A 13,238-nucleotide genomic window follows, 5' to 3' on the forward strand; every position below is an offset into this window, starting at 1 on the left:
GCGCGCGCCGTTTAGCGTGGAGCCATGATCGAAATCTCACACCTCACCAAGTCTTACGGAGGAGTGACCGCCGTCAACGACGTGTCATTCACCGTGAGGCCAGGCATTGTCACCGGATTCCTTGGCCCCAACGGCGCCGGCAAATCCACCACCATGCGCATCCTGATGGGCCTGGAAAACGCGAGCAGCGGCCACGCCACCGTGATGGGCAAGCCCATCCAGGAGCACTCCTCGCCACTGACCACCGTGGGCGCCCTGCTGGACGCGCGCTCCCTCAACCCGGCCCGCAAGGCCCGCCAGTCGCTGCTGGCGCTGGCTGATACGCACGGCATTCCGTCCTCCCGCGTGGACGAGGTGCTGGCGTTGACCGGCCTCAGCGGCGTGGCGGACAAGCGCTCCGGCGGCTTCTCGCTTGGCATGGGGCAGCGTCTCGGCATTGCCTCAGCTTTGCTGGGCGATCCGCAGGTGCTGGTCTTTGACGAGCCGGTCAACGGCCTTGACCCTGAGGGCGTCACCTGGGTGCGTCACCTGTGCCGCAACTTGGCCTCGGAGGGCCGCACGGTCCTGATCTCCTCCCACCTCATGTCAGAGATGGCGCAGACCGCCGACCGCATTGTGGTTATCGGCCGCGGCCACGTGCTGGCGGACGCCACGGTGGATGAGTTCATTGATCACGTGGGAGATGAGCACGTGCGTGTCGTGGCAGACGACGCTGGCCGCCTGGGCGAGTCGCTGGCCCGCTCCGGTGCGGACGTGCGCCGGATCGACGAGCGCCGCCTGCAGATCCGCGGAACCAAGCCCGCGCTCGTGGGCCGCAGCGCCCTGGAGTTGGGCGTGGCGCTGGAGGAACTGGTGCCCGTGCGTCCCTCCCTGGAGGAGGCGTACCTGCGCATGACCGCCAATGAGGTCCAGTACCGCTCCGGCCAGGGCCTGGGTGGGCCGGATTTGAACGGCAAGCAGGTTGGCCCGCCGCAGGGGATGCCCCCGCAGGGCCAGTACCAGGGACAGCCGCAGGGCCAATACCAGGGACAGCCGCAGGCGGTCCCTTCCGGAGCCCCGCAGCAGCAGTTCCAGCAGAACCCGCAGCACCAAGCCCAGCAGAACCCGCAGCAGCAGTGGGCGCAGCCCCCCGCACCGCAGGGGCGCAGAGCAGCTGAGCCCGGCGCAGAGAACCAGCAAGGAGAGGGCCGATGAGCACCGCGACCATGCAGAACTCGGCGGCCCCGGCCGCACATAAGTACAACGTGAGCTTTGGGGGCGTGCTGCGCTCGGAGTGGCGCAAGCTCTTCTCCGTCCGGGCCACCTGGATTTTGGGCGCCGTGGCCGTGTTCGTGATGCTGGCGCTCACCGCCGGCTTCACGGCCATCCTCGCCAGTGTCGCCGCGGACGCCGGGTCCGCGGAGGAGGCCGCACAGGCCGGTGTCGGGTTGGAGTTCAGCCCGGCCATGGTGTCCCAGATGGCCGCGGTCGGTCTGCAGATCGCTGGCCTGCTGTGGGCCACGGTGGCCGTCATCTCCTTGGCGGGCGAGTACGGAACGCACTCGGCCGTCAGCACCTTCTCCGCCGTACCCCGCCGCCTTCCCGTGGTTGCGGCCAAGGCGCTCATCCTGGGCGTGACCGGCTTCATCGGCGGTTTCGTGATGCACATCCTGGCGAGCCTGGTGACCCTCCTCATGGCGGGAATGCAGGGGATTGACTCGGATCTGGGCGGCGGCGTCCTGGTCTCCAACGCGGCCCTCTCCGGGCTGTACGTCGTGGTGCTGACCTGGATGGGTCTTGGCGCTGGCGCCCTCATGAAGAGCGTGCCCGGGGCCATCGTCACCGTGGTGATCTTTGTCTACGTGATCACCTCCATCCTGCAGGGCGTGAGCTTCGGCATCGATAACGATGTCCTGAAGTGGTTCAGCCTCCACATGCCGACCGCGAGCCTGGACAGCCTGCGCCCCGTTCCCGAGGAGCAGGCCTCCATGATGGGCTCCATGACGACCATTGAGCCGTGGGATGCCTGGGTCACGGTTGCCTTCTGGGGCCTGGTGCCCATGCTGCTCGGCGCATGGGCCGTGAAGAAGCGCGCCGTCCGGTGACGCCTGTGGAACGGCCGTCCACGCAGGGAACGGCTCCGGCCGCCCAGCCGTGGGCGGCCGTTCCGCCGTCCAGTGGGTGGGACGCCTTGCACGGCGTCCCAGAGGGCGACGACGTGTGGCGGACGTTGGCGGATCGGCACCGCGGTCCGGTGCGACGTTACGTCAGGGCCCACCCGCGGCTCATGGACGGCATCGTGTGTGTTGCCTACGCGGTGCTCTGCTTCGTTCCGCTGGCGCTGATCGCCGGGGACGTGACCTGGTGGTACGTGATCCCGTCGCTGGTGGTGCTTGCGGCGCTGTTCTTCCGCCGCCGACTGCCGCTGGTGGTGTTGGCCGTGGTGGCGGTGGCGGAGGTGACCTCGCTCTTTGCCGGGGTCCGCGTGAGCAGTTCCGGGATCGGCATTTGGTTCGCGTTGTATGCGGTGGCCCGTCAATATTCCGTCTCGCGTACCTATGCAATCGGGCTCCTGGTCAGCGCCGTTGAGGCCGCTGGCATTGTCTACTGGGTCAGCAAATTTGACCCGCGCGGCTACGAGGCACCTGGCACGGCCTTTGTGCTGCTGGGCTTCTTTCTTGGCACCAACGCGGTGGGAAACCTGCTCGCGATTGTGCTCGGGTCCTCCATGCGCAACGCTCAGTTGCATGAGGCGGAGCTGCAAAGCTGGGCCCGCCGGGCTCAGGAGCTGGCCCGCGGCCGCGAGCGAAACCGGATTGCCGGGGAGATGCACGACATCGTGGCGCATTCGCTCTCTGTCATGATCGCCCTCTCAGACGGCGCCCGCCGGGTTTCTCCTAAGAATCCGGAGCGCGCCGCGGAGGTGATGGGGGACGTGTCTAAGACCGGACGCCGCGCCCTCAACGACCTGCGCCGCAGCCTGGGCTTGCTGCGCACGGGTGAGGACGCGCCGCTGGCCCCAGCGGGGGACAGGGCGGAACTCGACGAGATGCTGGATAGTTTCAGCGCCACCGGCCTGCCGGTGCAGATCGACAGCGCAGGAGAGCTGCCAGAGGACCCCGCGCTGCGCCTGACCTTGGTGCGGATCATCCAGGAGTCCCTCACCAACGCGCTGCGTTACGCCAAGGAACCCACACGGGTGCTGGTCTGGATCCGCGCGGACACCGGGGGAGTGCACGTGCGCGTGCGCGACGACGGACGCCAAGCCGGGCGCCAACCCCGCTCTCAAGGGAGCGGAATTGGCCTCAGTGGCATGGTGGAGCGCGCCACCCTCTTTGGGGGCTCCGTCACCGCCGGACCGTTGGAGGACGGAGGATGGGGAGTGGAAGCGTGGCTTCCGGCCCCCAAGACAGAGTCACGAGAGGTGGAAAGCGCATGAGCACCCACAACATTCGCGTGGGGCTGGTGGATGATCAGCCCCTGCTGCGCACCGGTTTTGGGCTGATCCTGGACGCCGAGGATGACTTGGATGTGGTGGGAGAGGCCTCAGACGGCGCACAGGCCCTGGAGATGGTGCAACGGTGCACGCCGGATGTGGTGCTGATGGACGTGCGCATGCCCGTCATGGATGGGATCGAGGCCACCCGCCGCATCGTGGAATCCCGCCCGGAAACCAAGATCATCATCCTGACCACCTTTGATCTAGACGAGTACGCCTTCAACGGCCTCACCGCCGGCGCCAGCGCGTTCCTGCTGAAGGACGTGGGGGCGGATGAGCTGGTGCGCGCCGTGCGCCACGTCGCCAGTGGTGACGCGGTCGTGGCGCCTCGCGTCACCCAGCGCCTGCTGGAGGCCTTCGTGCGCCCTGGCGCCGCGCGCCCGGGTGAGGCGGCGGGCCAGGGTAAGGCGGGGCAGGGTGAAGCGGGCCAGGGTGGGGCGGGGCAGGGTGGCGCCCCCACGACGTCGGGCATGGCGGCCATTCCCGCCCACATCATCAACGCCATCGCCGAGCTGACGCCCCGCGAACGCGAGATCCTTGGCGCCATGGCCGCAGGCAAATCAAACCAGGAGATCTCCTCGGAGTTTTTTGTCTCCGAGGCCACCGTGAAGACGCATGTGCGCCGCGTGCTGGCCAAGCTGGGGCTGCGCGACCGGGTGCAGGCCGTGGTCTTTGCCTACGAATACGGCATCGTCATCCCCGGCGCGCCCGCCTAGCCGCGCCCGCCCACACTCAGTCCGCTTTCGGCTCGCCGATCCGCTCAAGGGCGTCGATCACCAGGTCCCAGAAACGATCCGGATCGATGTCCGTGGCGGCCCACGTGGGGCAGTCCGCTGGGGCGGGGGCGCGCCGATCGGCGACGGTCATGCCCGTGGTGAGCAGCCCCTTCGTCTCCACCTGAAGGGGCATCTGCGTGGCGCGCACCACGGTGGGGTCAATGACGTGGGCCACGGCGCACGGGTCGTGCACGGGCGGGGCGTCAAAGCCCTGGTTGTGCTCGTACGCCTTGGCAAAGAAGTCCATGAGCTCATCCACAAAGCGGGCCGGGCTGGTGCCAATGGCGCGCACGCGCTGGCGCACGGCGTCCGTGGCCAGGGCGCGGTGCGTCACGTCCAGGCCCACCATCACCACCTTCCACCCGGCGGTGAAAACGATCTGCGCGGCCTCCGGATCAATGGCGATGTTGAACTCCGCCACGGGGGACCAATTGCCCTCGTGGAGACCGCCACCCATCAGCACCACCTCCTTGACGCGCTCAAGGAGGCGGGGCTCCTTGCGCACGGCCAGCGCGATGTTGGTGAGCGCACCCGTGGGGACCAGGGTGACGGTGCCGGGCTCGTGCGCCATGACGGTGTCGATGATGAGGTCCACCGCGTGGCGTTCATCCAGGACGATGTTGGGCTCCGGCAGCACCGGGCCGTCCAGCCCGGACTCGCCGTGCACCTCCGCCGCGACCTCCACCTGCCGCAGCAGCGGCCGCTCCGACCCGGCGGCGAAGGGGATGCCGGTCACCCCTGCCACACAGGCCACGGAGAGTGCGTTGTGCGTGACCTTCTCCAGCGTCTGATTCCCGGCCACGGTGGTCACGGCGAGCAGATCGATCTCGGGATTGCCCCACGCCAGAAGCATCGCGACCGCGTCGTCATGGCCGGGGTCGCAATCGAGGATGATCTTGCTTGGCATGGGGTCTCCTGCTCGGTGGTGGGCGCGGCTGGGCGCGGTGCGCTGGGGCCTACCGAAGGTAGCACCTGTGCCCGACGACGCGCGGTTGGCTCTGCGCGGCAACGCGCGGGACCGCGCGGGACCGGGCGCGGGGCGCCCACGTGACCACGCGGCGTCGGGCATCAAAACGGCTCCCGGACTAGGCTGGGGCGCGGACAACCCACCCCCTCCCGGAAGGCCACCCCCCATGCCCGTCACCCCGGCAGCCCTGACCCACGCCGAGGACCTGGCCGACTTTGTCGAGGCCTCTCCCTCCAGCTATCACGCGGCGGAGGAAGTGGCGCGGCGTCTTCAGGAGGCCGGCTTCACCCGGCTGGAAGAGGCGGACGCGTGGCCGGCTCAGCCGGGTGGGCGGTACGTGGTGGTGCGTGATGGTGCGGTGATCGGCTGGGCGGTTCCGGCCGGCGCCGGGGCCACGCGGGCCGTGAATGTCTTTGGTGCGCACACTGATTCGCCCGGTTTTAAGCTCAAGCCCAAGCCGACCACGGGCGCGTTCGGCTGGCTGCAGGCGGGGGTGGAGGTTTATGGCGGGCCGCTGCTGAACTCGTGGCTCGATCGCGAGCTGCGCCTGGCCGGTCGCCTGGCCATGGCAGACGGCTCCGTGGTGCTGGCCGCGACCGGACCGCTGCTGCGGTTGCCGCAACTGGCCATCCACCTGGACCGTGGGGTCAACGACGGCCTGGCGTTGGATAAGCAGGCCCAGACCCAGCCCGTGTGGGGCCTGGGGGATCCGGCCTCGGCCGATCTGCTGGGGCAGGTCGCCGGGTGTGCTGGGGTGGAGGCGGCGGACATCCGCGGCTTCGATTTGGTGGTGGCAGACTCCGCCCGCGGCGCGGTGTTTGGCGCCGAGGACGCGTTCTTTGCCTCCGGGCGCCTGGATGACCTGGCCAGCGTGCACGCCGGAGTGGTGGCTCTTGAAGCGGCCGGGGAGCGGATTGCTGGGGATTCCAACGGCCCCATCGCCGTCCTGGCCGCCTTTGATCATGAGGAGCTGGGCTCCAACTCGCGCTCCGGCGCGTGCGGCCCGTTCCTGGAGGATGTGCTGGAGCGCATCTACGCCTCGTTGGGCGCCGGCCCGGAGGAACGCCGCCGCGCCTACGCCAGCTCCTGGTGCCTCTCCTCGGATGTGGGCCACTCGGTGCACCCCAACTACGCGGGCAAGCATGATCCGGTGGTCAAGCCGGTGCTGGGATCCGGGCCCATCCTGAAGATCAACGCCAACCAGCGCTACGCCACGGACGCGATCGGCGCCGCGGCATGGGTGGCCTGGTGCGAGCGGGCCGGGGTGGCGCAGCAGGAGTTCGTCTCCAACAATGACGTGCCGTGCGGCTCAACGATCGGGCCGCTGACGGCCACGCGCCTTGGCCTGCGCACCGTGGACGTGGGCATCCCGATGCTCTCCATGCACTCCGCGCGCGAGCTGGCCGGCGTCGCGGATCTGCACGCGCTCTCCCAGGTGGCTGGGGTGTTCCTGGAGGGCTAGGCGGGGTTTTTGGCTCGAGTTCTTACGGGCGCGGGGCTGCGTGGGGCCGGGTTGCCACCCCGTGCGACAAACGCCACCTCGTACGACGCCGCAGCGGCGGAGTGACACTTCATACGACATATGCCGCTGTGCACGGCGGCATATGTCGTATGAGGTGGCAGGCGTGGGCATGAGTGGGCCGGGCGATGGGCGGCTTCACGTCAACCACCCCCGCGTTTTACCTGCGGTTCATCCTGAGATGGTGCTCTGGGTAGATGGACTTGCCCCCCACCATTTCTGCGCGCCACGAGCGCGGCGGTGCACCGCACGACGCCGTTCCCACGGCACCGCGCGCCACGTCCGGTTCGCGATCCGGCGCGCCAAAGACCCCCCGCCGCTTCCTTCCCGAGGTGCAGGCGCTGCGCGCGCTCGCCGTGGGCCTCGTGGTGATTTACCACCTCTATCCCCGTGCGGCACCGGGCGGCTTTGTGGGCGTGGACGTCTTCTTCGTGATCTCCGGATTCCTCATCACCTCCCACCTGCTGCGCGAGGTCCAGGCCAAGGGCCGCATCTCCCTGCCGGCGTTCTGGGCGGCCCGCATCCGGCGGATCATGCCGGCCGCGATCGTGGTGATCCTCGCGATCGTGGTGGCCACGCTGATCTGGTGGCCCAGCTCGCTGTGGGAGGAGATCACCCGCCAGGGATTGGCCTCCCTGCTCAGTGTGCAGAACTGGGTTCTTGCCCTGGACTCCGTGGACTACATGGCCCAAGAGAATCAGCCCACGGCGCTGCAGCACTTCTGGTCGTTGGGTGTGGAGGAGCAGTTCTACATCTTCTGGCCACTCGTGGTCTTGGCGGCCGCGTGGTTGGCGCTTGCGCTCGCCAGAGGAGCCAAGCGCCGCAACGGCGGGAGGGGCAGGCGCGCCGCGCTTCCGGTGACCAGCGCGTCGTCGGGCATCAGCACTGAACGCTTCGCCGCAGCGCCCGTGCGCATCGTGGCAGCGGTGCTGTTCGCGGTGATCATCGCCGTGTCCCTTGGCTACTCCATCTTGCTCGTCAACTCGGGCGACGCGGCGGCGTACTTCGTCACCACCGCCCGTGTATGGGAAATGGCCGCCGGCGGTTTGCTGGCCGCGATGCTCCCCGCGGCCGGCTGGGCCGCCCCCGTGTGGCTGCGCAATCTCACCGCTGTGGCCGGGGTGGCCGTCCTGGCCTGGGTGGCCTTCAGCTACGTCTCTGGCAAGACTCCGTTCCCGGGGCAGGGTGCCATACTGCCGGTCCTGGGAACCATGGCCGTGATTGCCGCGGGCCGCACCGCCGGCTGGGGTTCGCTGCACCGGCTCACGGATGCGGCGCCCGTGCAGTGGGTGGGCAACATTTCCTATTCGCTCTACCTGTGGCACTGGCCCGTGGTGATCGTGTTTAAGCAGGTGGTGGGCACGGCGCCGCGTTGGTGGCAGGCCCTGGCTCTCATCGCCCTGTCGCTGGCGTTGGCGGCGGCCAGTTACTACTTCGTGGAACGCCCAGCGCGGACCTGGCGCTTCACCGCCAAGCACACGTGGCGGGCCGTGGGCATCGGGGCCGTGGCCACGGCCCTGGCCGCCGTGGTGGTTGCCGTCCCGGCGGTGCGAGCGCAGGCCATCACCACCCAGCAGGCCAGCGCCGCGGCCGAGCTGCTCAAGGCTCCGCCCAAGGGCTTTGGCGCGCAGGCGTGGGATACGTCAAGCGGCGCGCCGTTTGTTTCCGGGACGGCCATCACACCGATCCCGGGTCAGGCCGCGCGGGATCTGCCTAAGTGGCGAGATTGCGTGTCCGCGTGGGACGGGGATCAGGTGCGGCGCTGCGAGTTTGGCGATACCTCCTCTGGCGTGGAGGTGGCGCTGGTGGGGGACTCGCATGCCGGCCAGTGGATCGGTGCCATGGACGCGGTGGGGCGCGAGCGCGGCTTCAAGGTGGTCACCTACGTCAAGAACTCCTGCCCGTTTAGCTTCACGCCGCGCGAGCTGGAAAAGACGCGCAAGCTCGTGTGTTCCACCCTCAACCAGCAGACCGCGCGGGAGTTGGCCAAGGCCAAGCCGGCGCTGATCATCTTCACTTCCTGGAATGGTTCCACCTACGCCGGAGACGCGGTGGAGGGCTTCCGCAAGCCGATGGAGCAGTTCGCCAAGTCCGGTATCAAGACGGCCGTGCTGCGAGATTCGCCGTCGCTGACGGACGAGCCGGAGACCATGGCCCGGGACTGCGTGGCCCAAAACCTCCAGGACCCTGAGCCGTGCAGCCTGCCGCGCCACCTGTCCCTGCCCAAGGAACCGGCCGTCGCGGCGGCCAAGAAGGTGAAGGGCGCGGCAACAATCGACACCGCGTCCTGGTTCTGCGACGAGGAGCAGTGCCCGTCCGTGATCGGCAACGTGCTGGTCTATCGCGACGCCAACCACGTGTCCAATACTTACGCGCTGACCCTGACGGGCCGGCTCGGTGACGCGATCCAGAGGCTCCTGCCCGACGCCGCTCGGTGAGTTTTTGGGGCGGGCGCGGTGAGTTCTGAGGTGCGGGGGCGCACGCCCCGTCCCTCACAGCGCAACCTTTCCGGCGGCGTCGTGCACAGATCTGCCCACGCCGCGCCACTGTGGCGCCTGGCACGTCAGACTGGGGTGGAGGCCAGGGGGTCAACTCCGGTAGGATGAGCAAGTTGCCCTGTCTCCGTGCCACCTGGCGCGGGCCTGCGGGGTGACACGCACAGAACCTCCTGGCACGGAAAGACCGTGCCCGTTATGTCCAAAGGAGGTGGGTTCACATGCGTGCCTACGAACTGATGGTGCTGATCGACCCCGAGGTCGATGAGCGCACCGTCGAGCCGACGCTCGGCAAGTTCCTTGAGATCGTGACCAAGGATGGCGGAACCATCGACAAGGTCGATATTTGGGGCCGTCGTCGCCTGTCTTACGAGATCAAGAAGAACACTGAGGCCATCTACGCGGTGGTTAACTTCACCGCTGAGCCGGCCACCTCGACCGAGCTTGACCGCGTTTTGACTCTCAACGAGTCCATCCTGCGCACCAAGATCACTCGTCCCGAGGAACAGCGCATCGCCGAATAAGGCGCTGCACGGACCAAGACTTAAGTAGGAGGCAACATGGCAGGCGATACCGTCATCACGGTCATCGGAAATCTCACCAGCGATCCGGAGCTGCGGTTTACCCCGTCGGGTTCGGCGGTGGCGAATTTCACCATTGCTTCCACTCCTCGCGCGTTTGATCGCCAGTCCAACGAGTGGAAGGACGGGGAAACCCTGTTCTTGCGCGCGTCGGTGTGGCGTGATGCCGCGGAGAACGTCGCCGAAACGCTGACCAAGGGCACTCGCGTGATTGCCCAGGGTCGGTTGAAGTCTCGGTCCTACACCACGAAGGAAGGCGAGAGCCGTACCTCCATGGAGCTCGAGGTCGATGAAATCGGCCCGTCCCTGAGGTACGCCTCTGCCAAGGTCACCCGTGCTTCCCGTGGAGGGGGCAACGGCGGTGGCTTCGGCGGCGGCAACGGTGGCAACGGCGGCAACCAGGGCGGCGGCTTCGGTGGGGGTAACTCCTCCTCCGGTGGCGGCGGCAATGACTGGGGCCAGCCCGCGCAGCAGCCGCAGCAGAATGACCCCTGGGGTCAGCCTGCTAGCGGTGGCAACGGTGGCTGGGGATCCGTCCCCGGCAACAACGAGCCTCCCTTCTGATCTAACAACCCATTTTCACCATCCCGCAGATCTCTTCTGCGGGCTCCATTCGAGTAAGGAGCTCCACGATGGCTAAGCCTGAAATCCGCAAGCCGAAACCGAAGTCCAATCCCCTGAAGGCCGCCGACGTCAAGGTCATTGACTACAAGGACGTCGCACTGCTTCGCAAGTTCATTTCTGACCGTGGAAAGATCCGCGCACGCCGTGTCACGGGTGTTTCCGTGCAGGAGCAGCGCAAGATCGCCCTGGCCATCAAGAACGCGCGCGAAGTGGCATTGCTGCCGTACTCCGGCGCTGGCCGCGGCTGAGAAAAGGGAGAGAAAACTTATGTCTAAGCTCATCCTGACCCACGAGGTAACTGGTCTTGGTACCGCCGGCGATATCGTCGACGTCAAGAACGGTTACGCCCGTAACTTCCTCATCCCCCGCGGCTTCGCGATCACCTGGACCAAGGGTGGGGAAAAGGAAATCGAGAACATCAAGGCTGCTCGCGCCGTGCGCGCCGTGGCCAACCTGGAGGACGCCCAGCGCATTGCCGCCGGTCTGTCCGCCAGCCCTGTGAAGCTGACCGTCAAGGCCGGCGAGGCGGGTCGCCTGTTCGGCACCGTCAAGCAGGGCGATGTTGCCGACGCGATCGAGGCCCAGGGCCTTGGCACCGTTGACAAGCGCAACGTCGAGATTGCCCAGGTCATCAAGTCCACGGGCAACTACGCCGCAACCGTTCGTCTTCACTCGGACGTCCTGGCCAGCATCGACCTGCAGGTCGTGGCCGAGAAGTCCAAGAAGAAGTCCAAGAAGAAGTAGTTTTTCTTCCCTCGGTTCACCGAGGAGCGGTACAGACGAGGGCCCCACCGGGAAACCGGTGGGGCCCTCGTTGCGTTACCCCGGGGTTCCTGGTGCCTTGGTGCCTTGGGTCGTTGGTTGGGATTGCCGCCGGGCCCTGCATCGCGGTGGCGACGCTCGTCGCGGTTCGCAATAACCGTCGTGTTTCGCAACAGGAGTGGAGGCAGGCAACGCAACCTCGTAGCGTCGGGCATGAATCAAGAGTGCGGATCTAGAGGCCCTGGCCGATCCGCCGGCAACCCTCGACGCGGTGTTGGGGTGCCCCAGGTGAGGATTCGGCCCTGGCCCCGTGGCCCGGGCAAAGACCGCCTCCCAGACGGGAAGGCATTGAGCCTGATTGAGGTGCGCTGTGTCGCTAACTCGTGAACTGCAACCGACCCTCCTGCGTGAGGCCTTTGCGCGCTTCCCCTCCGGCGTGGCCGCCCTGTGCGCCACCGTGGAGAACGCGCCGCAGGGGATCGTGGCCTCCTCCTTCACCGTAGGGGTGTCCCTGGAGCCGGCGCTGGTGTCCTTTGCCGTGCAGAACCGCTCCACCACCTGGCCCATCGTGAAGCGGTCTCGGCGTATTGGCGTCTCCATCCTGGGCTCAGAGCATCACGATGCGTGCCGTCAGATTGCGTCAAAGTCCGGGGACCGCTTTGCCGGACTAGACCTAACGGAGGGCGAGGGTGGTGCGTTACTGCTGGATCATTCAGCCCTGTGGCTAGAGACCAGCGTGTACGCGGAGGTGCCGGCAGGGGATCATCACGTGGTGCTGCTGCAGGTGCACGGCGTGGCCACTCACGCCGGAGAATATGACCCGCTGGTGTTTCAGGACTCCACCTTTAAGGGTCTCCGCGCGCCGGAGTATGTCATTTAGTGTTCACGTGGCGCGCCACCGACCCTTGACCCTCAGGGGTGGCCGGGACAGAGTGGGAGTCTGAGACGGCCGGACAACGCTGGAGGTTCTGAGCATGGGTACCACCAACTACACCAACACGTTCATCGCGGTGGCAGAGGATTCCCTGAACCCAGAGGGCCGCGCGGAGCCAACCGGCATCACGCCGCCCCACGGCGAGGACGGCCAGACCATCGCCGAATTGCAGTTTGAGTTGTTGCAGGCGCGCCCGTACGCCTACACCTCTGACGAGCTGATCTTTGAGGTGCATTCCAGGCGCAAGGGGCTCCTTGACGAGGAGCGCGACGCCGCGTGGGATGAGTTCTTTGCCCGCGATCAGGCGTGCCTGCGCTCCTCCCCGTTGGCCAAGCGCTACGGCTGGGGGTTCCACTTTGACGAGCGCGGGCGCGTGGGGTTGGTGCCCGTCGGGAGCGCCGATTATCAGCGCCTTTCCACGGATAAGGGGCTGGCTCAGAAGCAGGCGCTGCGCTCGTCTCGGAAGGTTTGAGCGCGGCGTTCGTGGTTGCGGGCGCGCTTAGTTGACCTGCTCGCCCGCGGCGCCCTTGGCCTTCCATGTCAGAGCGTGCGCGTACCCCGTCTCGGTGAGCTCGCGGAGCACCGCCAGATCGACGTCCGCCAAGGTGTTGACGTACAGGCATGACGCGCCGATCTTGTGCTTGCCCAGCTTGGCTAGGAGCGCCGCGCCCTCCGGCTGGCCCGTGAGCCCATAGAGGGAGAGCGACGCCTTGCGCGGGCTGAAACCGATCAACGGCGCGGTCCCCGAATGGCCGGAGGCGTAGCGGTAGCTGTACTCATCAAAGCCCACGATGCTTGGCCCCCACATCCGCGCAGGCTGGCCGGAGACCCCCGCAAAGAGCTCCAGAAGGTACAGGCCGTCCGCGCGGCGGACTGCGTGCTCCACGGACTCCACAAACACCAGCGGTTCGACGCCGGTGGGCTGGGTTTTCTGCTCATTCATGCCTCAGTTTCGGTGCTGAGCGGGCAGGGGGCAAGCCCCGCCGTTGCCGAGCCGTTGCCGCTAGCGGTGATCGATGCCACGTATGTGGATGTGGGCATGTTTGCCCGCATGGCGGACGGTGGTGGTCGGGCGGACACTTCGGGGTCGTCACGCGGCTGG

General features: G+C 67.4%; 14 protein-coding genes and 1 riboswitch. Of the genes, 12 read left to right on the top strand and 2 right to left on the bottom strand.

Going from position 1 to position 13,238, the window contains the following annotated elements:
• Nucleotides 1–24 precede the first annotated feature (24 nt).
• From DWQ67_RS07680 to DWQ67_RS07695, 4 genes are read left to right on the top strand one after another with little or no spacing between them, the layout of a single operon-like run.
• Entirely contained in the window at nt 25–1,194 is a 1,170-nt protein-coding gene (locus DWQ67_RS07680) for an ABC transporter ATP-binding protein (RefSeq protein WP_121485016.1), read from the top strand.
• Entirely contained in the window at nt 1,191–2,084 is an 894-nt protein-coding gene (locus DWQ67_RS07685) for a hypothetical protein (protein ID WP_121485017.1), read from the top strand. Before DWQ67_RS07680 ends, DWQ67_RS07685 begins: the two co-directional genes overlap by 4 nt.
• Nucleotides 2,081–3,418: a sensor histidine kinase gene (locus tag DWQ67_RS07690; protein ID WP_121485018.1), complete on the top strand. Its 1,338-nt coding sequence runs from the start codon at nt 2,081–2,083 to the stop codon at nt 3,416–3,418. Before DWQ67_RS07685 ends, DWQ67_RS07690 begins: the two co-directional genes overlap by 4 nt.
• Nucleotides 3,415–4,194 carry a response regulator gene (locus DWQ67_RS07695; protein WP_121485019.1) on the top strand — a complete coding sequence of 260 codons (780 nt, stop codon included), beginning with the start codon at nt 3,415–3,417 and terminating at the stop codon, nt 4,192–4,194. The genes DWQ67_RS07690 and DWQ67_RS07695 overlap by 4 nt, the downstream gene beginning before the upstream one ends.
• A 16-nt stretch (nt 4,195–4,210) precedes the next feature.
• Here DWQ67_RS07695 and uriH read toward each other — a convergent pair whose 3' ends face one another.
• A complete protein-coding gene (gene uriH, locus DWQ67_RS07700; protein WP_121485020.1) occupies nt 4,211–5,161 on the bottom strand; it encodes a uridine-preferring nucleoside hydrolase UriH in 951 nt (316 codons plus the stop codon).
• Nucleotides 5,162–5,387: 226 nt separating this feature from the next.
• Here uriH and DWQ67_RS07705 point away from each other — a divergent pair, with 226 nt between their 5' ends.
• From DWQ67_RS07705 to DWQ67_RS07740, 8 genes are all read left to right on the top strand, one after another.
• Entirely contained in the window at nt 5,388–6,683 is a 1,296-nt protein-coding gene (locus tag DWQ67_RS07705; RefSeq protein WP_121485021.1) for a M18 family aminopeptidase, read from the top strand.
• Between the two features lie 254 nt (nt 6,684–6,937).
• Complete coding sequence (locus tag DWQ67_RS07710; RefSeq protein WP_121485022.1) at nt 6,938–9,178, top strand: acyltransferase family protein; 2,241 nt, start codon at nt 6,938–6,940, stop codon at nt 9,176–9,178.
• A gap of 278 nt (nt 9,179–9,456) precedes the next feature.
• Nucleotides 9,457–9,759, top strand: coding sequence for a 30S ribosomal protein S6 (gene rpsF, locus DWQ67_RS07715; protein WP_121485023.1), 303 nt, complete (start codon nt 9,457–9,459; stop codon nt 9,757–9,759).
• A gap of 36 nt (nt 9,760–9,795) precedes the next feature.
• Nucleotides 9,796–10,380: a single-stranded DNA-binding protein gene (locus DWQ67_RS07720; protein WP_121485024.1), complete on the top strand. Its 585-nt coding sequence runs from the start codon at nt 9,796–9,798 to the stop codon at nt 10,378–10,380.
• Between the two features lie 68 nt (nt 10,381–10,448).
• Nucleotides 10,449–10,688 (top strand): 30S ribosomal protein S18, encoded by a 240-nt coding sequence (gene rpsR, locus DWQ67_RS07725; RefSeq protein WP_121485025.1) that lies wholly within the window; start codon nt 10,449–10,451, stop codon nt 10,686–10,688.
• A 19-nt stretch (nt 10,689–10,707) separates the two neighbouring features.
• Entirely contained in the window at nt 10,708–11,184 is a 477-nt protein-coding gene (gene rplI / locus DWQ67_RS07730) for a 50S ribosomal protein L9 (RefSeq protein WP_121485026.1), read from the top strand.
• A gap of 234 nt (nt 11,185–11,418) precedes the next feature.
• Nucleotides 11,419–11,534, top strand: a riboswitch (SAM riboswitch).
• Between the two features lie 38 nt (nt 11,535–11,572).
• A complete protein-coding gene (locus DWQ67_RS07735; RefSeq protein WP_121485027.1) occupies nt 11,573–12,082 on the top strand; it encodes a flavin reductase family protein in 510 nt (169 codons plus the stop codon).
• A 94-nt stretch (nt 12,083–12,176) separates the two neighbouring features.
• On the top strand, nt 12,177–12,608 hold the full coding sequence (locus DWQ67_RS07740) for a DUF6157 family protein (protein WP_121485028.1): 432 nt from the start codon (nt 12,177–12,179) through the stop codon (nt 12,606–12,608).
• Nucleotides 12,609–12,635: 27 nt separating this feature from the next.
• Here the strand turns inward: DWQ67_RS07740 and DWQ67_RS07745 are convergent, their stop codons facing one another.
• On the bottom strand, nt 12,636–13,079 hold the full coding sequence (locus DWQ67_RS07745) for a DUF1801 domain-containing protein (RefSeq protein WP_121485029.1): 444 nt from the start codon (nt 13,077–13,079) through the stop codon (nt 12,636–12,638).
• Nucleotides 13,080–13,238 lie beyond the last annotated feature (159 nt).

The sequence above is a fragment of the Galactobacter caseinivorans genome, assembly GCF_003640665.1.
GTDB classification, from domain to species: Bacteria; Actinomycetota; Actinomycetes; order Actinomycetales; family Micrococcaceae; genus Galactobacter; species Galactobacter caseinivorans.